Here is a 21240-nt window from a genome sequence, read left to right as displayed (position 1 = left end):
GATGGCGGATCAGCTTCCGTACAAGCCGAAGCAGGGGGAGATCCCCACCGACCCCGGGGTGTACCGCTTCCGCGACCGCGACGGCCGCATCCTGTACGTCGGCAAGGCGAAGAACCTGCGCGCCCGGCTGTCGAACTACTTCGCTCCGCTGCGCACGCTCCACGAGCGCACCCGGCGGATGGTGACGACCGCGGCCTCCGTCGAATGGACCGTCGTCGGCAGCGATGTCGAGGCCCTGCAGCTGGAGTACATGTGGATCCAGGAGTTCTCGCCGCCCTTCAACGTGCGTTACAAGGACGACAAGTCGTACCCCTACATGGCGATCACCCTGGCTGATGAGGCTCCGCGGGTCATCGTCACTCGCAACCGCCGCATTCCCGGCGCGAAGTACTTCGGTCCCTATCCGAAGGTCTGGGCGGTGCACGACACGATCGACCTCATGATCAAGGTCTTCCCCATCCGCACGTGCAGCGACGCGTCGTACAAGCGCGCGATGCAGACCGGGCGGCCGTGCTTCCCCGGCCAGATCGGCAGGTGCGGCGGCCCCTGCTCGATGAAGGTCACGGTGGAGGAGCACCGAGCCGTCGTCGACGACTTCGTCGCATTCATGTCCGGCGGCGACGAGCGCTTCGCCCGCGAGCTCACGCGACGGATGCGGGAGGCCTCCGCCGCGATGGACTACGAGTCCGCCGCCGTCTTCCGCGACAAGCTGCAGGCGATCGACGCGGTGCTCAGCCGCAGTGCCCTGGTCCTCTCGGACGATACGGATGCCGACCTCTTCGGCATCGCGGAGGACGAGCTCTCCGCCGCCGTCCAGCACTTCGTCGTGCGAGGCGGACGTGTCCGCGGCGTCCGCGCGTCGACCGTCGACAAGGAGATCGACATCGGGGGAGCCGAGCTCGTCGACCAGGTGCTGCAGCGGGCCTACGGCAATGCGACGGCCATCGACATCCCGCGCACGGTCATCGTGCCGCAGCTGCCGGAGGACTCCGCCGAGCTCGAGCAGTGGCTGCGCGAGCGCCGGGGAAAGGCGGTGTCCCTGACTGTCGCGCAGCGCGGCCAGAAGGCCGACCTCATGCGTACCGCGACGCTCAACGCCCAGCAGGCGCTCATGCTCCACAAGACGCGCCGCACGAGCGACTACGTCGCGCGATCGCACGCCCTCACCGACCTGCAGGAGGCTCTCGGCCTCGCGGAGGCGCCGCTGCGCATCGAGTGCTTCGACATCTCCCACCTGTCCGGCACGAATGTGGTCGCGTCGATGGTCGTGTTCGAGGACGGCCTGCCCCGCAAGGACCAGTACCGGTCGTTCTCCATCGCCGAGACGACGGATGACACCGACTCGATGCACCAGGTGCTCATGCGGCGGCTGGCATATCTCGACCGGCCGGAGGAGCCGGAGCCCGATCCCGTGGCCGAGGCGGTGGCGGATGGCGACGAGCCGGTCGTCACGACGCGGAAGCGGGCCCGCTTCGCGTACCGCCCGCAGCTGCTCGTCGTGGACGGCGGACAGCCGCAGGTCGCAGCCGCGCAGCGCGCTCTCGAAGACGCCGGACACCCCGAGGTCGCCCTGTGCGGCATCGCCAAAAGGCTGGAGGAGGTGTGGCTGCCGGGCGAGGACTACCCGGTGATCCTGCCCCGCACATCCGAGGCGCTGTACCTGCTGCAGCGGCTGCGCGACGAGGCCCACCGCTTCGCGATCACGCATCAGCGCAAGCGCCGGCGACGCGACATCACGACGGTGCTCGCGGAGGTGCCCGGACTCGGGGATGCGCGCATCAAGGCGCTCCTGCGCCACTTCGGCTCCGTGACCGCGCTGCGTGACGCGACGCCCGAGCAGATCGCCGAGCTCCCGGGCATCGGCCCCAAGCTGGCGTCCTCCGTGCACGCGCATCTGTCCTCTCGATAGGCTGGTCGTCGTCGGTTCCGGCGGAGACGAGGGGGACCCATGACGGACGCGGGGGAGATGCTCATCGTCACCGGCATGTCCGGCGCGGGGCGCTCGACGGCGGCGAACGCGCTCGAGGACCTCGGCTGGTACGTCGTCGACAACCTGCCCCCGCAGATGCTGAAGCCGCTCCTGGAGCTCACGCAGTACGCGGGCTCGGCGCTGCCGAAGGTCGCTGTCGTGGTCGACGTGCGCGGGGGCGATCTGTTCACCGAGCTGCCCGACGTCACGCGAGCCCTCCGCGATGCGCGCCAGCAGCTCCGGGTGGTCTTCCTGGATGCGTCGGACGACGTCCTCGTGCGTCGCTTCGAGGCTGTGCGGCGGCCGCACCCCCTGCAGGACGAGGGCACGATCCTCGACGGCATCCGCCTGGAGCGGGAGTGGCTCGCGGCCATCCGCGAGAGCGCGGACGTCGTCATCGACACGTCGGCGTTCAACATCCATCAGCTGGCGACGACGGTCGTCGACATGTTCTCGGAGCAGGGCGCCGCCCGGCACTCCCTCACGATCGTGAGCTTCGGCTTCAAGTACGGCCTGCCGCCGGATGCCGACCTCGTGGCCGACATGCGCTTCCTGCCGAACCCGTTCTGGGTCGAGGAGCTGCGTCCCCTCACCGGGGAGGACGACGCCGTGCGCGCATACGTCCTGGAAGCCCCCGGCGCCCAGGAATTCATCGACGCCTACGAGCGGGCGCTCCGGCCCGTTCTCGAGGGGTATCAGCGCGAGAACAAGCGCCATTCGGTGCTGGCGATCGGATGCACCGGCGGCAAGCACCGCTCGGTCGCGGTGGCCCGCGAGCTCGCACAGCGGCTGACGACGATCCCGGGCGTGGCCGTCCGCGTCGCGCACCGCGACCTCGGTCATGAATGACAGCCCGCGGATACGGCGGCCCGCAGCAGGCCGCCGCTCCGGGTAGGCTGGACGACCGTCCCGACCGCCGATCCGCAAGGAGTGCCGTGCCCCTCACCGCCGACGTGAAGGCAGAGCTCATCGCGCTGCGCGACCCTCGACCGACCGTTCGCGCGGCTGAGCTGACGGCGCTGCTGCGGTTCTCCGGCGGGCTGCACTCGATTGCGAACCGCGTCGCGGTCGAGGCCGAGCTCGATTCCGAGGTCCTCGCTCGCCGCACGGCGCGCGAGCTCGTCGAGCTGTACGGTGTGCGCCCGGAGCTCGTGCAGGTGCAGGGATCGGGCCCCCACGGGCCGAGCCTCTACGCCGTTCGCGTCATCGACGGGGGCGAGACCCTCGCCCGGCAGACGGGCCTTCTCGATCAGCGTCGTCGCGCCGTGCGCGGGCTGCCGAACCGCGTCACGACAGGCAATCGCCAGGATCTCGCCGGCGTGTGGCGGGGCGCGTTCCTCGCCGCCGGCTCTCTGTCCGACCCCGGACGCTCCGCGGCGCTCGAGATCTCGTGCCCGTCGAGCGAGGCGGCCATGGCCCTGGTGGGCGCCGCCCACCGCATCGGCATCGCCGCGAAGGCGCGCGAGGTCCGGGGCGTGCCGCGCGTCGTCGTCCGCGAGACCGACGCCATCCGCATCGCACTCCAGGCGATGGGTGCAGGGCGCACAGCGGCGCACTGGGACGAGCTGCGCGAGCGCCGCGAGGTGCGCGCCGGCGTCAACCGCCTGGTCAATTTCGACGATGCGAACCTCCGCCGCTCCGCGCAGGCAGCAGTGGCCGCGTGCGCCCGCGTGGAGCGTGCGATGGAGATCCTCGGCGACGAGATCCCCGACCACCTCCGAGAGGCCGGCGAGCTGCGCCTGGCGCACCGCGATGCGAGTCTCGACGAGCTGGGGCATCACGCATCCCCTCCGCTGACGAAGGATGCCGTGGCGGGCCGCATCCGTCGCCTCCTCGCCATGGCGGACAAGAAGGCGGCCGCCGAGGGTCTTCCCGGCACGGCCGTCGGCGTTCCCGGCGCCTGACGCGTCGCGGCCGCACCTGGGTATCGCCCCCGCGTCGCCGTCATAGGCGGAAGCAACCTCGGAACGGCGGTGTTGCCGCTTACTAGGATGAACACGTCACCCTCGCTGCACCGGGTGAGCCTCGGCGCGGCGCCGATAGGAAGAAGCGATTATGGCGAACTACACGCTGCCCGACCTCCCCTACGACTACGCGGCACTCGAACCGCACATCAGCGCGACGATCATGCAGCTGCACCACGACAAGCACCACGCGGCGTACGTCGCCGGCGCCAACACGGCGTTGGAGCAGCTCGCCGAGGCGCGCGATTCGGGCAATCTCGCGAACGTGAACAAGCTCGAGAAGGACCTCGCCTTCAACCTGGGCGGTCACACCAACCACTCGATCTTCTGGACGAACCTCTCGCCCGAGGGCGGCGACAAGCCGACGGGCGACCTCGAGTCCGCCATCGACGACCACTTCGGCTCGTTCGACAAGTTCCAGGCGCACTTCACCGCCGCCGCGCTGGGCGTGCAGGGCTCCGGCTGGGCCGGGCTGTTCTGGGACTCGATCGGCGAGAACCTGATCATCCAGCAGTTCTTCGACCAGCAGTCGCAGTTCGCCGCAGGCAGCGTGCCGCTGCTGCTGCTCGACGTGTGGGAGCACGCGTACTACCTGGACTACAAGAACGTCCGCGCCGACTATGTCAAGGCGTTCTGGAACATCGCCAACTGGGCCAACGTCCAGAAGCGCTTCTCGACGGCCCGCGAGCAGACCTCGGGCCTGCTGGTACTGTCATAGCGTGTAGGGCGTCCCGGCAGGGTCCGCTCTGCCGGGACGCCGTTGTCCGCTGTCTGGAATCGTTACAATCGCGCTCTCGCGCATGACACCCCCTCTGGAGACATTCCGTGACCGTCAAGATCGGAATCAACGGCTTCGGCCGCATTGGACGCAACTTCCTCCGCGCCGCCCTCGCTCAGGGCGCGGACCTCGACATCGTGGCGGTGAACGACCTCACCGACAACAAGACGCTCGCGCACCTCCTCAAGTACGACTCGGTCGGCGGCCAGCTCTCCGAGAGCGTGTCGTACGACGGCGACTCCATCACCGTCGGTGGCAAGGCCATCAAGGTGTTCGAAGAGCGCGACCCGGCGAACCTGCCGTGGGGCGAGCTCGGCGTCGACATCGTCATCGAGTCGACCGGACGCTTCACGAAGGCGGCGGATGCGGGCAAGCACATCGCCGGCGGCGCCAAGAAGGTCATCATCTCCGCTCCCGCCAGCGGCGAGGACGGCACGTTCGTCATGGGCGTGAACGAGGAGACCTACGACCCGGCCACGATGAACATCCTCTCGAACGCCTCATGCACCACGAACTGCCTCGCTCCGCTGGCGAAGGTCTTCGAGGACGCATTCGGCATCGAGCGCGGCTTCATGATGACGGCCCACGCCTACACCGCCGACCAGAACCTGCAGGACGGCCCGCACAGCGACCTGCGTCGTGCCCGCGCCGCCGCCATCAACATCGTCCCGGCCTCGACCGGCGCGGCGAAGGCCATCGGCCTCGTGCTTCCCGAGCTCAACGGCAAGCTGAGCGGCTCGTCCTACCGCGTTCCGGTCCCCACCGGCTCGATCGTCGACCTGACGATCATCACGCCGACCGAGGGCCTGACGATCGAGCAGGTCAACGAGGCGTACAAGGCGGCTGCCGCCAGCGGTCGCCTCCAGGGCATCCTCGAGTACACGGACGACCAGATCGTCTCGAGCGACATCCAGCTGAACCCGCATTCGTCGATCTTCGACTCGGGCCTGACGAACGTCAGCGGCAACCTGGTCAAGGTCTCGAGCTGGTACGACAACGAGTGGGGCTACTCCAACCGTCTCGTCGACCTGACCGAGTACGTCGCCGAGCGTCTCTGACGCACGATGGCACTGCGCACCCTGGAATCCCTGGGCTCGCTCGCAGGCGCGCGCGTCATCGTCCGCTGTGATCTGAACGTCCCCCTGAAGGACGGCGTCATCACGGACGATGGCCGCGTGCGCGCGTCGCTGCCCACGCTCAACGCCCTGATCAACCAGGGCGCGCGACTCGTCGTCTGCTCGCACCTGGGCCGGCCCGACGGAGCCCCCGATCCGAAGTACAGCCTGGAGCCGGTCGCACAGCGGCTCTCCGAGCTGCTCGGAAAGCCGGTCGCCTTCGCCCGCGACACTGTCGGCGAGTCGGCGCACGACGCCGTCGCATCCCTCGAGGACGGCGACGTCGCGGTGATCGAGAACCTCCGCTTCAACGCGGGAGAGACGGCGAAGGATGACGCGACCCGTGCCGCCTTCGCGGCTGAGCTGGCCGCACTCGGCGACGTTCTCGTGTCCGACGGCTTCGGCGTCGTCCACCGCAAGCAGGCGAGCGTGTACGAGCTCGCGCAGCAGATCCCCTCGGCGGCGGGTCTGCTGATCGAGCAGGAGCTGGACGTGCTCGATCGCCTCACCGAGAACCCCGAGCGCCCCTACACGGTCGTGCTCGGCGGATCGAAGGTCAGCGACAAGCTGGGCGTCATCGAGCACCTCCTGCCGCGCGTGGACCGCCTGCTCGTCGGCGGAGGGATGATGTTCACCTTCCTCGCGGCGGAGGGCCACAAGGTCGGCTCGAGCCTTCTCGAGGCCGACCAGCTCGACACGGTCCGCAGGTACATCGCAACCGCGCGCGAGCGCGGCGTGGAGTTGGTGCTGCCCGTCGACGCGGTGGTGGCCGCGTCCTTCTCGGCGGATGCCGAGCACGTCGTCGCGGACGCCACCGCGCTCGAGGACACGCCATTCGGGGCCTCGGGACTCGGTCTCGACATCGGCCCCGCGACGTCTGCGCAGTTCGCCGAGCACATCCGCACCAGCACGACCGTGTTCTGGAACGGGCCGATGGGCGTGTTCGAGATGCCGGCCTTCGAGGCCGGAACGCGGGCGATCGCCGAGGCGCTCACCGAGGTGACGGGGCTCAGCGTCGTGGGCGGCGGCGACTCCGCCGCCGCGGTGCGCCAGCTGGGCTTCGCGGACAGCCAGTTCGGTCACATCTCAACAGGTGGCGGCGCAAGCCTCGAGTTCCTCGAGGGCAAGAAGCTTCCCGGACTGGAGGTCCTCGGATGGCAGTGACGACCCGTACGCCGCTCATCGCCGGCAACTGGAAGATGAACCTCGACCACCTGCAGTCGGTGGCCTTCATCCAGAAGCTGCACTGGACGCTGAGGGATGCCAAGCATGACGACGCCGTGGAGGTGGCGGTCTTCCCGCCCTTCACCGACCTGCGCACCGTGCAGACGCTGATCGACGCCGACCGGATCCCGTTCGCCCTCGGTGCGCAGGACCTGTCGCAGCACGATTCCGGCGCCTACACGGGTGAGGTCTCGGGCGCCTTCCTGACGAAGCTCCGCTGCCGCTACGTGATCGTCGGTCACTCCGAGCGCCGTGAGTATCACGCCGAGAGCGACGAGGTCGTGGCATCCAAGGTGCAGGCGGCGATCCGCAACGGGCTGGTACCCGTGATCTGCGTCGGCGAAACCGCCGAGGACCTCGAGAAGCACGGCGCGAGCGCCGTTCCCGTGGGTCAGCTGCAGAAGGCGCTGGAGGGTCTTCCCGCCGGCACCGAGGTCGTGGTGGCGTACGAGCCGGTGTGGGCGATCGGCTCGGGCCAGGCGGCGACGCCGGATCAGGCCCAGGACGTCTGCGCGAAGCTCCGCGGCGTGGTGGCGGAGGCGCTCGGCGCGGACGCCGCCGCGGCGACCCGCATCCTGTACGGCGGTTCGGTGAAGGCGGCGAACATCGCGAGCTTCATGCGCGAGCCCGATGTGGACGGCGCGCTCGTGGGCGGGGCGAGCCTGCTCGTCGACGAATTCGCGGCGATCGTCCGGTACCAGAAGCACGTCGGCGTCTGACAAGCCGAGCGACTCCCCGGCTCACGGGCCGGGGACTCGTATAATGGTCCCTTGTGCGCGCTCCGACGGGCGGCATGGAAAGGCTTTACGTGGTTGACATCATCCAGTTCGTCCTCGAGGTGCTGCTCGGCATCACGAGCCTCTTGCTGACGCTGCTGATCCTGCTCCACAAGGGTCGAGGAGGCGGCCTCTCCGACATGTTCGGCGGCGGGCTCACCTCCTCGCTCGGTTCCTCGGGTCTCGCCGAGCGCAACCTCAATCGCTTCACGGTGGTCCTCGCCCTCGTGTGGTTCGTCTCGATCGTGGCCCTCGGCCTGATCACCAAGTTCCAGGGACTCTGACATGGCAACAGGCGGAAACGCCATCCGGGGCACGCGCGTCGGTGCGGGCCCGATGGGCGAACAGGACCACGGCTACCACGCCGAGCGGATCGCGATCTCGTACTGGGACGCGCTCGGCAACGAGACGGTGCGCTACTTCTCGGCCGGCATCCCCGACGAGGAGATCCCCGACATCATCGACTCCCCGCACTCGGGCCTTCCCGCGGGTCGCGACAAGACGAACCCCCCGGAGCTGCCGAAGTCGGAGCCCTACAAGACGCACCTCGCCTACGTGAAGGAGCGTCGCACGGAGGAAGAGGCCGAGCAGCTGCTTGATGACGCGCTGCAGCAGCTGCGCGAGCGGCGTGGCCAGGCCTGATCCGACACCGGTTTCGACAAGAGAAGCGGATGCCCCGTCGGGGCATCCGCTTCTTCGTCAGTACTCCGGGTCGATGAGCTCCGGCGGCACCTGGGACGCCGCGGCCTCATCGACGAAGAACACCGTGCGGCGACGCCCCTTGGCGCCCGCGGCCGGCACGCTCGGGTAGCTGGCGCCGGCCAGGGCGAGGCCGAGAGCGGATGCCTTGTCCGCGCCGGCGAGCACGAGCCACACGCGCTTCGAGCCGTTGATCACGGGCCGGGTGAGGGTGATGCGCTCCGGCGGAGGCTTGGGGGAGTCGCGCACCGCGAGCGTGACACGGTCCGTGACGAGGATCTCGCCGCGGTCCGGGAAGAGCGATGCGATGTGCCCGTCGGGGCCCACTCCGAGGAAGCAGACGTCGAACGACGGCCACGGCTCCTGCGCAGAGCCGAAGGCCGCGAGCTCCCGCGAATACGCGTCGGTCGCGGCATCCAGGTCGAGTCGGCCGTCCGACGCGCCCATCGGGTGGATGTTGGCGGCCGGGATGTCGAGGTGATCCAGCAGCGCGGTGCGGGCCAGCACGTCGTTGCGCTCCGGGCTGTCGGCCTCGACGAAGCGCTCGTCGCTCCACCAGAAGTGCACGTCGGCCCAGTCCACCTCCGACAGCCGTCGATGCGTGCGGACGGCGGCCAGCACCGCTCCCCCCATCGATCCGCCGGTGAGGGACACATGGATCGGGCCGCCCGCGCCCGCGCCGCGGATCAGTCGCTGGATGAACCGGCCGGCGACCGCGTCGGCGAGAGTCGACGGATCGGCATGCACGACCACGCGCTTCTCGTCGGATGTATCAGGCATGCGACTCCTACGTCAGCTCCGGGGAGGCCGCCTCCAGAAGAGACCAGCCTTCGGTGATGACCCGACCATACAAGACGTCGGGATCGAGACGCCGGAGCTCCTCGGCGAGGCACTCGCGGAGCGTGCGCCGCGGGAACGCGAGGTCGTGCGACGGCTGCCCGGGCTGCGTCAGCACGGCGACGCCGGGGGAGGGGCGCTCGAGGAGGGTGTCGCCGCTGGCGCGGACGAGGCGCACCGACTTGATGCCGCTGGCCCACTCGTCCGCCGGAAGGTACTTCCAGTCCACGGGCACCTCGAGCTTCAGTCCGAGCCACGTGGCGAGCAGCGCCGTGGACGGGGAGTCCGAGGCGCCGCGCACCTCGACCGCGGTCACCGGCTCGTAGGGGGGCTGATCGAGCACCGCGGCGAGCTGCTCCCGCCAGCGCGTCAGGCGCGTCCAGGCGAAGTCGGTGTCGCCCGGGGCGTAGTGCCCGGCGAGCCCGGCGACCCACGCGGTGGGGTCGGGCTGCGTCGCGGCATCCGTGATGCGCCGTTGGGCGATGCGGCCGATCTCCGATCGCGACGGCATCGGGGGCGTCTCGCGCGGCCACCACGCGACGACGGGCGCGTCCGGCAGCAGCAGACCCGTGACAAGGCTCTCCGCGTTCGAGCCGGCGAGGCCGTACGGATGCAGGACGATCACCTCGCTGGCACCGGCGTCGCCGCCGACGCGGATCTCGGCGTCGAGGCGGGGAGGAGCCTCGGCATCCCCGAACATGACCACGATGACGCGCATCGGGTGCTCGCGCGAGGCGTCGTTCGCCGCCTCGATGACCTCTTCCGCGGTGTCGTGGCTCACGACGATGATGAGCGTCAGCACGCGGCCGAGGGCCACCGCGCCCCCCTCCTCGCGCACGCTCACGAGCGCGCGCGAGATCTTGCTCACGTTGGTGTCGGGCAGGTCGATGATCATGGGCGCCTCCATGTGCGGCCATCGCGAGCGAGGAGATCGTCGGCAGACGGCGGTCCCCACGAGCCAGGTGAGTATTGCTCGAGCGGTCGGTCGTCCTGCGCCCAGAACTTCTCGATCGGGTCGAGGATCTTCCAGCTGAGCTCGACCTCCTCGTGGCGGGGGAAGAGCGGCGGGTCGCCGAGGAGGACGTCGAGGATCAGGCGCTCGTACGCCTCGGGGCTCGCCTCGGTGAACGCGTGGCCGTAGCCGAAGTCCATCGTGACGTCGCGCACCTGCGTCCCGGCACCGGGCACCTTCGACCCGAAGCGGATGGTCACGCCCTCGTCGGGCTGCACGCGGATGACGAGCGCGTTCTCGCCGAGGCCCGACGTCTGGTTGCGGGTGAACAGGTGCTCGGGCGCGCGCTTGAACACGACCGCGATCTCGGTGACGCGGCGTCCGAGCCGCTTGCCGGTGCGCAGGTAGAACGGCACGTCGGCCCAACGGCGCGTGTTGATGGCGAGCTTGATCGCGGCGTAGGTCTCGGTGGTGGACCGGGGGTTCATCCCGTCCTCCTCGAGGAATCCGACGACGCGATCGCCGCCCTGCCATCCGCCCGCGTACTGTCCGCGCGCCGTGGCGAGCGACAGGTCGGCGGGCAGGGTGACCGCCGCCAGGACCTTCTCCTTCTCTGCGCGCAGATCCTTCGCGTTGAAGGAGATGGGCTCCTCCATCGCGGTCAGGGCGAGCAGCTGCAGGAGGTGGTTCTGGATGACGTCGCGCGCAGCGCCGATGCCGTCGTAGTAGCCGGCGCGTCCGCCGACGCCGATGTCCTCGGCCATCGTGATCTGGACGTGATCGACGTAGTTGCGGTTCCAGATCGGCTCGTACAGCTCGTTCGCGAAGCGCAGCGCAAGGATGTTCTGGACCGTCTCCTTGCCGAGGTAATGGTCGATGCGGAAGATCGAGTCGGCCGGGAAGGCCGTCCGCAGCGCGTCGTTGAGCGCCTGCGCGGACTCCAGGTCGTGGCCGAAGGGCTTCTCGATCACCACGCGACGCCAGCGGTCCGGCTTGTCGGCCGTGTCGTCCACCAGCCCCGAGCTCTTCAGCTGCTCCGCGACGATGGGGAAGTCCTTCGGCGGGATCGACAGATAGTACGCGTGGTTGCCCATCGTGCCGCGCTCGACGTCCAGCCTCTCGACCGTCTCGCGCAGCTTGGCGAAGGCGGCGGGGTCCTGGAACTCGCCCGAGACGAAGCGGATGCCCTGCAGCAGCTCCTGCCACGTCTCCTCGCGGAACTCGGTGCGCGAATTCGCCTTCACCGCGTCGTACACGACCTGGGCGAAGTCCTCGTCCGCCCAGTCGCGGCGGGCGAATCCGACCAGCGCGAAGCCCGGCGGCAGGAGCCCCCGGTTCGCCAGGTCGTAGACGGCGGGCATGAGCTTCTTCCGGGACAGGTCTCCCGTCACCCCGAAGATGACGAGCGCGCTCGGACCGGCGATCCGGTTGAGGCGGCGGTCGTCGGGATCGCGCAGGGGATTGTTCCCGCGCGAGATGTCGACGGTCATTGGTCGGCGTCTCCTATTGGGCTGCCTCGAACAGGCCGAGGACCTCGGTCTGCGGATCGGTCAGGGTGATCGTGACGACAGGGCGGCCGTGTCCTTCGGCGAGGACTTTGGCGTCGCCCGCGGCCTGGGCCTCGATCAGCTGGCCGAAGGTGAACGGACGACCCGGGATCTCGAGGTCGACGTCGGTCGCCTCGGTGATCTGCAGGAACACGCCGTCGGCGGGACCGCCCTTGTGGTACTGGCCGGTCGAGTGCAGGAAGCGCGGACCCCATCCGAACGTCGTCGGGCGGCCCGAGTCGGCCGCGACCAGTTCACGCAGACCGTCGAGCTGGGGCAGCTCGATGCGGTCGACGTAGGCCTGGATCGACACGTAGCCATGCGCAGGGATGCGGGCCCACAGGGCCTCGAGGACGCCGGCGACGGTTCCGGACTCGGCCAGGGCCGGGTCGGAGACGCGGACCTCGACGCCCTCCGCAGTGAATGCGGGCGGAGTCGGGGCGGGTCGGTCATCCAGCAGGCCGCGGGCGGCCTCCTTGGCGGACTCGACATCGGGCTGGTCGAACGGGTTGATGCCCAGCATCCGTCCCGCGATCACGGTGGCGTACTCCCAGACGATGAACTGCGCGGCGAGCGAGCCGCTGACGAGGACCTCGCCCTCGTGGTGCTCGAACAGGTGGAACTTGTTCGCGTCGTCGACGAATCGCACGATCTGGAGGTCGTCCGGCTTGCTTTCGACCTCGGGCGAGACCGGCAGCAGCACCACGGGGAGGATGCCCGTGCCCTCCTTGCCGGTGGACTCGGCGACGAGCTGCTCGATCCAGTCGGGCAGGCCCACGATGTGGGTGCCGTCGGTGATGAGGCCGAGCTTGTCGCGCCGCGCATCCCCGCCGCCCGCGATCGCCGCGGCCAGCACCAGCGAGGGGTTCGACGGGCTGTCGATCGCGACCTCGAGCAGGGTCGCATCGGCCTCGTCCAGGAGCTCGCCGAGGTCGACGCCCGCCAGGCCGGCGGGCACGAGCCCGAAGGCCGTCAGCGCCGAGTACCGACCGCCCACGTTCGGGTCTGCGTTGAACACGCGGTAGCCGTCGGCGCGCGCCGACTGGTCGAGCGGCGAGCCCGGGTCGGTCACGACGACGATGCGCTCGGCGGGATCGATGCCGAGGTCGCGGAAGGCGGCCTCGAACGCGCGCTTGGCGGAGTCGGTCTCGATGGTCGAGCCCGACTTGCTGGAGACCACGAGCACGGTCCTGTCGAGGCCGCCGGACTCGGCGTCGCCGTCGATCGCGTCGAGGACCTGGCCGGGCGCCGTCGAGTCCAGGATGATCAGCGGCACTCCCGCCGTCTGCGTGATGACCTCGGGCGCGAGTGACGAGCCGCCCATGCCCGCGAGCACCACGCGCGTCACTCCACGGGCGTGCAACTCGGCGCGCAGCGCCTCGATCTCCGCGACGAGCGGGCGCGAGACGGTGACCGCATCCAGCCAGCCCAGACGCCGTGACGCCTCGGGCTCGGCCTGCGTACCCCACAGCGTCGGATCTCCGGCGGTGACGCCCGAGGCGACGAGGTCGGCCACGAGACCGGGAAGGGTCTCCTCTACGACGTTCTTGATGTGCCCCGAGACATGGATCTCGAAGCTCACCGCGCAGCTCCCGCCAGTGCGTCCGTGACGGTCTTCTGCAGGCCGTGCCAGGAGTCGATGAACTTCTCGACGCCCTCGTCCTCGAGCACCTGGGTCACGTCTGCGAAGTCGACCCCCGCCTGGCCCAGGCGGTCGATCACCGCGTGCGCGTCGGCGTAGTTCGACGTCACCGTGTCGCCGGTGATGACCCCGTGGTCGAACGTGGCCTCGAGGGTCTTCTCCGGCATCGTGTTCACGGTGCCGGGGGCGACGAGCTCGGTCACGTACAGGGTGTCGGGAAGGGACGGGTCCTTGACGCCCGTGGACGCCCACAGCGGGCGCTGCACGGTCGCGCCGGCCGCGGTGAGGGCCTTCGCCCGGTCGGAGGCGAACTCCTTCTCGAACAGCTCGTAGGCCAGGCGCGCGTTGGCGATGCCGGCCTTCGACTTGAGCTGCGCCGCCTCGTCGGTTCCGATCGCCGCGAGCCGCTTGTCGACCTCCGTGTCCACCCGGGACACGAAGAACGAGGCGACCGAATGGATGCCGGAGATGTCGTGGCCGTTCGCCTTGGCCTGCTCGATGCCGGCCAGGAAGGCGTCGATGACCGCGGCGTAGCGCTCCAGGCTGAAGATCAGCGTCACGTTCACGGAGATGCCCTGCGCGAGCACCGCCGTGATGGCGGGGACGCCGGCCTTCGTCGCGGGAATCTTGATGTGGATGTTCGGCCGGTCGACCGCGTGCCACAGCTGCTGGGCCTGCGCGATGGTCGCGTCGGTGTCGTGGGCGAGGTCGGGGGAGACCTCGATCGACACGCGGCCATCGACCCCGTTCGTGGCGTCGTACACGGGACGCAGGATGTCCGCGGCATCCCGCACGTCATCCGTCGTGATCCGGAAGATCGCGTCGTCCGCGTTCGCGCCGCTCTTCGCGAGCTCGCTCACCTGGTCGTCGTAGCCGTGACCGGCCAGGGCAGCGGCGAAGATCGTCGGGTTCGTGGTCACGCCGCTCACGTTGCGCGTGCGGATGAGTTCTGCCAGGTTGCCGGAGGTGATCCGTCCTCGCGACAGGTCGTCGAGCCAGATGCTCACGCCGGCGGCGGTGAGCTGTTCGGTGGGGGTGCTCATGGTACTCCTCGGTTCCTCGGGTTCCTGGATGCTCAGCTGTTCGATCGGGCGACCGCGGCGATCGTGGCGCGCGCGGCGTCCACGACGGCGTCGGTGGTGATGCCGAACTTCTCGAACAGGGTCTTGTAATCGGCGGAGGCGCCGAAGTGCTCGATGGAGACCGAGCGGCCGCGGTCGCCGACGATGCCGCGCCACGACAGGGCGACACCGGCTTCGACCGAGACGCGAGCGGCGACGGATGCCGGCAGCACGTGCTCCCGGTACGCCTCGTCCTGCTCCGCGAACCACTCCAGCGACGGCGCGGAGACCACGCGCGCTCCCACGCCCTCGGCCTTCAGCGCCTCGCGGGCGTTCACCGCGAGCTGCACCTCGGACCCGGTGGCGATCAGGATGACGTCGACCGTGCCGGTCGGCGACTCCGCGAGGATGTAAGCGCCCTTGGCCGTGTTCGCGGCCGAGGCGAACGTGTCGCCCTCGGCGTCGCCGTCGCCGCGCTCGAACACGGGGATGTTCTGACGCGTCAGGGCGAGGCCGGCGGGCCCGCCCTGGCGGCGCAGCAGCTCGAGCCACGCGTGCGCGGTCTCGTTGGCGTCGGCCGGCCGCACCACGGCGAAGTTCGGAATCGCGCGCAGTGTCGCCAGCTGCTCGATCGGCTGGTGCGTCGGGCCGTCCTCGCCGAGCGCGACGGAGTCGTGGGTCCAGACGAAGATCGACCGGATGTCCATCAGCGCCGACAGGCGCAGGGACGGGCGCTGGTAGTCGCTGAAGATCAGGAACGTGCCGCCGAAGGCGCGCGTCGGACCGTGCAGGACGATGCCGTTGACGATCGCGGCCATCGCGTGCTCGCGGATGCCGAAGTGCAGCACCCGCCCGTACGGGTCGCCGGACCACTCGTGCGTCGACCACTCCTGCGGGATGAAGGACTTCGCGTCCTTGATCGTCGTGAGGTTCGACTCCGCGAGGTCGGCCGAACCGCCCCACAGTTCGGGCAGCTCCGCGGCGAGCGCGTTGATGACGGTCCCCGACGCCGCGCGCGTGGAGACGTCCTTGCCTGCCGGGAAGACCGGCAGGGCATCGGCGATGCCGTCGGGCAGCTCGCCGGCCAGCAGACGGTCCAGCAGCGCCTTGCGCTCCGGGTTCGCCTCAGCCCACGCATCGAACGAGGTCTGCCACTCGGCGTGGACGGCCGCCCCGCGCTCGCCCAGCTTGCGGGTGTGCGCGATGACGTCGTCCGCGACGGCGAAGGATTTCTCCGGGTCGAATCCCAGGACCTTCTTCGTCGCCGCCAGCTCGTCGCCGCCGAGGGCCGAGCCGTGGATCTTGCCCGTGTTCTGCTTGCCGGGAGCCGGCCAGCCGATGATCGTCTTGAGGATGATGAGCGACGGCTTGTCGATCACGCCCTTCGCCGCCTCGATGGCGTCGAACAGCTCCGGCACGTCCTCGACGTACTGGCCGGTGCTCTTCCAGTCCACCGTCTGCACGTGCCAGCCGTAGGCCTCGTAGCGCTTGGCGACGTCCTCGGTGAACGCCACGTCGGTGTCGTCCTCGATCGAGATCTGGTTGGAGTCGTAGATCGCGATCAGGTTGCCGAGCTCCTGGTGGCCGGCGAGCGAGGACGCCTCGCTCGTCACGCCCTCCTGCAGGTCGCCGTCACTCGCGATCACGTAGATGAAGTGGTCGAACGGGCTGGTGCCCGCCGGCGCATCCGGGTCGAACAGGCCGCGCTCGTAGCGCGCCGCGTACGCGAAGCCGACCGACGAGGACAGTCCCTGGCCGAGCGGACCGGTCGTGATCTCCACGCCCTTGGTGTGCCGGTACTCGGGGTGACCGGGGGTCAGCGACCCCCACGTGCGCAGCGCCTCCAGGTCGGACAGCTCGAGACCGAACCCGCCCAGGTAGAGCTGGATGTACTGCGTGAGCGATGAATGACCCGCGGAGAGGATGAACCTGTCGCGGCCGAGCCAGTGCGTGTCTGCGGGGTCGTGGCGCAGCACCCGCTGGTACAGCAGATACGCGGCCGGCGCGAGGCTCATCGCGGTGCCGGGATGGCCGTTGCCGACCTTCTCCACCGCATCAGCCGCCAGTACGCGCACCGTGTCCACGGCGCGTCCATCGATCTCTTCCCACTGCAGTTCCGACACGGGACCGCCTTTCCTGGAGGGGCGCCCGGTCGAACCCTCAACACACGCCGCTTCGGTGCGGAGAGGGGGGTGGACGTCGACGCTTGGGCGCGCGTGTTGTCTCAGCATAGCGAAGCGGCATTCCGTCCCGTTGGGGCCTTGACATTGTGTGACGACAGCCTTTCAGCGGCCCATCGCCCGGCTGTGACGACCGCGAGTCCGGACGGTGTCGGGATCATCACGACCGCGCGCGCGCCGAGGTGATGCGCGACCGGGCACCGGCGCCCCATGCCATAGACTCGAGAAGGTTTTCGAAGGCATTCAGGGGGCTCGCGCAGCATGACGACCACGCAGGGAGCGACATCCACGGCGCAGAAGTCGCGCCACTCGCTCGGTCGAACCCTCCGCGCGTACGTCGCTCTCACCAAGCCCCGCGTGCTCGAGCTGCTGCTCGTGACGACGGTGCCGGTCATGATCCTGGCCCAGGGCGGCTTCCCGAGCCTGTGGCTCGTGCTCGCCACGGTCATCGGCGGCTCGATGAGCGCCGGCTCCGCCGCGGCGTTCAACATGTACCTCGATCGCGACATCGACGCGCACATGCAGCGCACCGAGAACCGGCCGCTGGTGACCGGCGAGGTCTCGCCCCGGGGCGCGCTGATCTTCGCGTGGACACTGGCCGCGCTCTCGACGGTGTGGCTGTGGCTCACGACCAACGGGCTGGCCGCCGTCCTCTCCGCCGTCGCGATCTTCTTCTACGTCGTGATCTACACGATGATCCTCAAGCGCCGCACCGAGCAGAACATCGTGTGGGGAGGCATCGCCGGATGCTTCCCCGTGCTCATCGGCTGGACCGCCGTCACGGGCTCGCTCGCGTGGCCGCCGGTCATACTCTTCCTCCTCGTCTTCCTCTGGACGCCGCCCCACTACTGGCCTCTGTCGATGAAGTACGGCAAGCAGTACGACGACGTGGACGTGCCGATGCTCGGCGCCACCCGCAGCGGTTCGCAGGTCGGGCTGCAGGTGATCCTGTACGCGTGGGCGACCGTGGCGTGCTCGCTGCTGCTGATCCCCGTGGCGCAGATGGGCCTGGTGTACACGGCATCCGCCCTCGTCTTCGGCGGATGGTTCGTCTACGAGTCGCACCGCCTCTACAATCGCGCGGTGCGCGGCACGGAGCCCCGTCCGATGCGTGTGTTCCACGCATCCATCACGTACCTGACGCTGCTGTTCGTCGCGATCGCGATCGACCCGCTGCTGCCTTTCTGAGTAGTCTCCTCATGAACGCGGTCGGAGAATCCGATCCGCGTCGCCTGTCGAATCACGAGGCTCCTCGTTCGTCGGTCAGATGAGGGGCACAACGCCTCTCGACGATTCCGACGAACGGAAGAGGGAAGACATGGCGCAGTATCTGATCCTGATCTACGGCGACGAGGCGCGGTGGGATGCCGCGACCGCGGAGGAATGGCGACAGATCGACGAGGGCCACCGCGCGTTCCGCGCTCGCGCCGGCTCGGCGATCATCGGCTCCGGCCAGCTCGAGTCGAGCCGCATGGCCACGACGCTCCGCCCGGGCGGCGAGCGGCCGCTCGTGACCGACGGGCCGTTCCTCGAGACCAAGGAGGTGCTCGGCGGGTTCTATGTGGTGGACGTCGCCGACCTGGACGCCGCACTGGATCTCGCCCGCGAGCTGGGCGAGCTCCAGCACGACCACAGCGCGGTTCAGGTGCACCCGCTCGTCTCGCACGGCTGAGTGGCAGATGGATGCCGCGTCCCGGCCTGTCTCGGCTGCGCTGACCGAGGCGCACCGCGGCGAGTGGTCGGCGGTGGTCGCCGCGACCGCCGCGCTCACCGGCGACCTCGATCTGGCGGAGGAGAGCGCACAGGAGGCGTTCGCGCGGGCGGTCGAGGTGTGGCCGGGACGCGGCATCCCCGACCGCCCGGGCGCGTGGCTGACGACGGTGGCCGCCAACCACGCGCGCGATGTGCTCAGACGTCAGGCGGCCCTCGCACGAAGGCTGCCGCTGCTCGTGCGCGACGAGGTCGCGCACGAGCATGACCCGTGGCGTTCGGACGATCGTCTGCGCCTCATCTTCACGTGCTGCCACCCCGCCCTCGCACGGGAGGCGCAGGTCGCGTTGACGCTGCGGCTGGTCTGCGGCATCCCGACCGGCGACATCGCCGCAGCTTTCCTCGTGACGGAAACGACGATGGCAGCGCGGCTGACGCGGGCCAAGCGCAAGATCGCGGTGTCGCGCATCCCGTTCCGGGTGCCCGACCCGCGCGAGCTGCCCGGCCGGGTCGTCGCCGTGTGCGATGTCCTGCACCTGGCGTTCACCGTCGGGCACGCGCCGCCCTCGGGCGACGACGTCGTGCACGCCGAGCTCGTGGATGCGACGGTCGCCCTGACGCGGATGCTGCACGGCCTGCTGCCGCGGGACCGCACCGTCGCGGGACTGCTCGCGCTCATGCTGCTCACCGACGCGCGCAGGCAGACGCGCGACCAGCTGCTGCCCGACCAGGATCGCTCACGCTGGGATCGGAGCCGGATCGAGGACGGGCTCGCGCTGCTCGACATCGCGGCATCGGGTCCGGTCGACCGCTTCGCCATCTCGGCCGCCATCGCCGCGGTGCATGCGCAGGCCCCGACGTGGGCCGACACGAACTGGGACCGGATCGTGGAGCTGTACGGCATCCTCGCTGCCGCGTGGCCGAGCCCCGTCGTCGAGCTCAACCGCGCAGTGGCTCTGGGTATGCGCGACGGGCCGCATGCCGGGCTCGCGGCTGTGGATGCGGTGGCGGATGATCCGGCTCTCGCGCACTACGCGTATCTGCCGGCGGCACGCGCGGCGTTCCTCGCGGACCTGGGCCGATGGTCGGAGGCCGCGGATGCCTACGCCGAGGCGGCGGCGCTGACGGGAAGCGCCGCGGAGAGGGCCCGCCTGGAGGCCCAGACGACGACGGCGCGGTCGCGGGCCTGAACCCCCGACCGCGCCCTCGGACGGATCAGCGCTGGGCGCCCGACTCCACGGACGGCGTCTCGTCCACGGGTGCCGCAGCGGCCTCGACCTCCACGGGCGGCTCGGCCGGAATGACGGAGGCGTCGCCGACGAGGGCGGAGGGGGCCTCGTCGGAGACCGCGGCGGCGTCCTCGGCCGGGACGACCGTCGCCACCGCGGGCGCGGGGACGAGGCTCACGAGCACGCCGAGGAGGAGGGCGACGATGAGGCCGATGAGGCCCGCGCCCACGAGGGCGGCGCCGAGAACGACCCACGACTGGCCCGTGTAGACCGTGATGGCGGCGGTGGCCGACTGCGACTTGATGTCGGACGCCATCCCCGAGATCTTGCTCACGACCAGGAGCACGCCGAGCGCAGCGCTCAGGAGCGATCCGAGGAACAGGATCCAGAACGGGATGCTGCGGGCGAGGCTGGGGCGGGTGGGCATGCGTGTCTCCTGGGAAGGGGTGAGGGGCGTGGGGATGCCGCGGCGATCGCCGCGCGACACCCAGTCTGCCGTCAATGCACTCGGCGCGCTCCATGGAGCGCCGATGAACTTCCGATGAATGTCAGGCGGTGACCGACGTCGAAGCGGCGGGCACGGGGGAGTCCGCGGCGGTCGCGGGCCGCTTGAGATTCAGCACCACGGCCGTCATCGTCGCGGCCGTCAGTGCCGCGATGATCATGTGGATGCCGACCAGCAGCGGCGGGAGCTCGGTGCGCGCCTGCAGCACGCCGACGCCGATCTGGACGATCTCGAGCGCCACGAGCACCATGAGCCACCGACGGATCGGCAGGTGCTGCATCATCGCCGTGACGAGCAGCACGAGGCTGAGCGCGAACAGCGTGTACCCCGGCCAGGAGTGCACATGGGCGAGGAGAGTCGCGTCGAACCCGTGCCGGATGACGTTGGGATCGCCCGAGTGCGGACCGTTGGCGGTGGTGAGTACGCCGAACAGCAGCGTGAGGGCCAGGACGAACGAGGTGATGTGCGTCAGGATCGCGAACCACCGCGGAACGGCACGCTCGCGCGGACCCGCAGCCACGTTCATGCGCACGAGGAACGCCGCCGTCACGCACACCAGGACGACCGAGGCCACGTAGTGGAAGGACACGATGCCCGCGTTGAGCTCCGTCCGCACCGTGACACCGCCGACGATGGCCTGCAGCAGGACTCCGAGGACGACGACGAGCGCCAGCCACCACAGGTCGCGACGCGTGCGACGCATCCGCCACACGAGGATCAGCACGATCAGCGCGACGATCCCGACGACGCCGCTCATCATGCGGTTTCCGAATTCGATGAACGAGTGGATGCCCATCGCCGGCGTCGGAGCGAGCGACTCGGGCGTGCACAGCGGCCAGCCGCAGCCGAGGCCCGAGTCGGTGAGCCGCACCGCGCCGCCGGTGCCGACGATGATCGTCTCGGCGAGGAACGACAGCCACGCGAACACGCGCACCCGACGGTCGACCGTGTCGGGCAGCCAGGCGACGAACCGCCGCCGCACTCCCTGTCGATCGCCGGTTGCGCGGGTCGCGGACATGGTCTCGCCTCCTGGGAGGCTCCGGGCGGGCGGT

20 protein-coding genes are annotated in these 21240 nt (G+C 69.8%); 12 read left to right on the top strand and 8 right to left on the bottom strand.

Annotated features, from left to right (window positions below; genetic code table 11):
- Nucleotide 1: 1 nt before the first annotated feature.
- The 9 genes from uvrC (at nt 2) to SM116_RS10235 (ending at nt 8468) form a co-directional block, all read left to right on the top strand.
- A complete protein-coding gene (gene uvrC, locus SM116_RS10275; protein ID WP_320940891.1) occupies nt 2-1909 on the top strand; it encodes an excinuclease ABC subunit UvrC in 1908 nt (635 codons plus the stop codon).
- Between the two features lie 39 nt (nt 1910-1948).
- The gene (rapZ, locus tag SM116_RS10270; protein ID WP_320940890.1) at nt 1949-2818 is read left to right on the top strand and encodes an RNase adapter RapZ; all 870 of its coding nucleotides are present in this window, start codon (nt 1949-1951) and stop codon (nt 2816-2818) included.
- A gap of 86 nt (nt 2819-2904) precedes the next feature.
- Nucleotides 2905-3873: a DNA-binding protein WhiA gene (gene whiA / locus SM116_RS10265; protein ID WP_320940889.1), complete on the top strand. Its 969-nt coding sequence runs from the start codon at nt 2905-2907 to the stop codon at nt 3871-3873.
- Nucleotides 3874-4024: 151 nt separating this feature from the next.
- Nucleotides 4025-4651 (top strand): superoxide dismutase, encoded by a 627-nt coding sequence (locus tag SM116_RS10260; protein ID WP_320940888.1) that lies wholly within the window; start codon nt 4025-4027, stop codon nt 4649-4651.
- A 107-nt stretch (nt 4652-4758) separates the two neighbouring features.
- On the top strand, nt 4759-5769 hold the full coding sequence (gene gap / locus SM116_RS10255; RefSeq protein ID WP_320940887.1) for a type I glyceraldehyde-3-phosphate dehydrogenase: 1011 nt from the start codon (nt 4759-4761) through the stop codon (nt 5767-5769).
- 6 nt (nt 5770-5775) lie between these two features.
- Nucleotides 5776-6990, top strand: a complete 1215-nt coding sequence (locus SM116_RS10250) for a phosphoglycerate kinase (protein WP_320940886.1) — start codon at nt 5776-5778, stop codon at nt 6988-6990.
- Complete coding sequence (tpiA, locus tag SM116_RS10245; RefSeq protein ID WP_320940885.1) at nt 6981-7769, top strand: triose-phosphate isomerase; 789 nt, start codon at nt 6981-6983, stop codon at nt 7767-7769. The genes SM116_RS10250 and tpiA overlap by 10 nt, the downstream gene beginning before the upstream one ends.
- Nucleotides 7770-7858: 89 nt before the next feature.
- Nucleotides 7859-8110, top strand: a complete 252-nt coding sequence (secG, locus tag SM116_RS10240) for a preprotein translocase subunit SecG (protein WP_320940884.1) — start codon at nt 7859-7861, stop codon at nt 8108-8110.
- Nucleotide 8111: 1 nt separating this feature from the next.
- On the top strand, nt 8112-8468 hold the full coding sequence (locus SM116_RS10235; RefSeq protein ID WP_320940883.1) for an RNA polymerase-binding protein RbpA: 357 nt from the start codon (nt 8112-8114) through the stop codon (nt 8466-8468).
- A gap of 57 nt (nt 8469-8525) precedes the next feature.
- On the opposite strand, the gene pgl is transcribed toward SM116_RS10235, so the two are convergent.
- The 6 genes from pgl to tkt are packed head-to-tail and all read right to left on the bottom strand — an operon-like array spanning nt 8526 to nt 16687.
- The gene (gene pgl, locus SM116_RS10230; RefSeq protein ID WP_320940882.1) at nt 8526-9305 is read right to left on the bottom strand and encodes a 6-phosphogluconolactonase; all 780 of its coding nucleotides are present in this window, start codon (nt 9303-9305) and stop codon (nt 8526-8528) included.
- Nucleotides 9306-9312: 7 nt separating this feature from the next.
- Complete coding sequence (locus SM116_RS10225; protein ID WP_320940881.1) at nt 9313-10257, bottom strand: glucose-6-phosphate dehydrogenase assembly protein OpcA; 945 nt, start codon at nt 10255-10257, stop codon at nt 9313-9315.
- Complete coding sequence (zwf, locus tag SM116_RS10220; protein WP_320940880.1) at nt 10254-11804, bottom strand: glucose-6-phosphate dehydrogenase; 1551 nt, start codon at nt 11802-11804, stop codon at nt 10254-10256. Before zwf ends, SM116_RS10225 begins: the two co-directional genes overlap by 4 nt.
- 13 nt (nt 11805-11817) lie before the next feature.
- Nucleotides 11818-13443: a glucose-6-phosphate isomerase gene (locus SM116_RS10215; RefSeq protein ID WP_320940879.1), complete on the bottom strand. Its 1626-nt coding sequence runs from the start codon at nt 13441-13443 to the stop codon at nt 11818-11820.
- Nucleotides 13440-14546, bottom strand: a complete 1107-nt coding sequence (gene tal, locus SM116_RS10210; RefSeq protein ID WP_320940878.1) for a transaldolase — start codon at nt 14544-14546, stop codon at nt 13440-13442. The genes SM116_RS10215 and tal overlap by 4 nt, the downstream gene beginning before the upstream one ends.
- Before the next feature lie 32 nt (nt 14547-14578).
- On the bottom strand, nt 14579-16687 hold the full coding sequence (gene tkt, locus SM116_RS10205) for a transketolase (protein ID WP_320940877.1): 2109 nt from the start codon (nt 16685-16687) through the stop codon (nt 14579-14581).
- 318 nt (nt 16688-17005) lie between these two features.
- Here tkt and SM116_RS10200 point away from each other — a divergent pair, with 318 nt between their 5' ends.
- The 3 genes from SM116_RS10200 to SM116_RS10190 all read left to right on the top strand — a co-directional run bounded on the left by SM116_RS10200 (nt 17006) and on the right by SM116_RS10190 (nt 19644).
- Nucleotides 17006-17932 carry a heme o synthase gene (locus SM116_RS10200; protein WP_320940876.1) on the top strand — a complete coding sequence of 309 codons (927 nt, stop codon included), beginning with the start codon at nt 17006-17008 and terminating at the stop codon, nt 17930-17932.
- Nucleotides 17933-18062: 130 nt separating this feature from the next.
- Nucleotides 18063-18416 carry a YciI family protein gene (locus SM116_RS10195; RefSeq protein ID WP_320940875.1) on the top strand — a complete coding sequence of 118 codons (354 nt, stop codon included), beginning with the start codon at nt 18063-18065 and terminating at the stop codon, nt 18414-18416.
- A 7-nt stretch (nt 18417-18423) separates the two neighbouring features.
- Nucleotides 18424-19644, top strand: a complete 1221-nt coding sequence (locus SM116_RS10190) for an RNA polymerase sigma factor (protein WP_320940874.1) — start codon at nt 18424-18426, stop codon at nt 19642-19644.
- Between the two features lie 25 nt (nt 19645-19669).
- Here the strand turns inward: SM116_RS10190 and SM116_RS10185 are convergent, their stop codons facing one another.
- Nucleotides 19670-20110: a dinucleotide-utilizing enzyme gene (locus tag SM116_RS10185; RefSeq protein ID WP_320940873.1), complete on the bottom strand. Its 441-nt coding sequence runs from the start codon at nt 20108-20110 to the stop codon at nt 19670-19672.
- 121 nt (nt 20111-20231) lie between these two features.
- On the bottom strand, nt 20232-21206 hold the full coding sequence (locus SM116_RS10180) for a COX15/CtaA family protein (protein WP_320940872.1): 975 nt from the start codon (nt 21204-21206) through the stop codon (nt 20232-20234).
- Between the last annotated feature and the right edge of the window lie 34 nt (nt 21207-21240).

This window comes from Microbacterium rhizosphaerae (assembly GCF_034120055.1).
GTDB classification, from domain to species: Bacteria; Actinomycetota; Actinomycetes; order Actinomycetales; family Microbacteriaceae; genus Microbacterium; species Microbacterium rhizosphaerae.
Note: the sequence above shows the minus strand (reverse complement) of the source record. Positions and strands in the feature narration are given on the sequence as shown.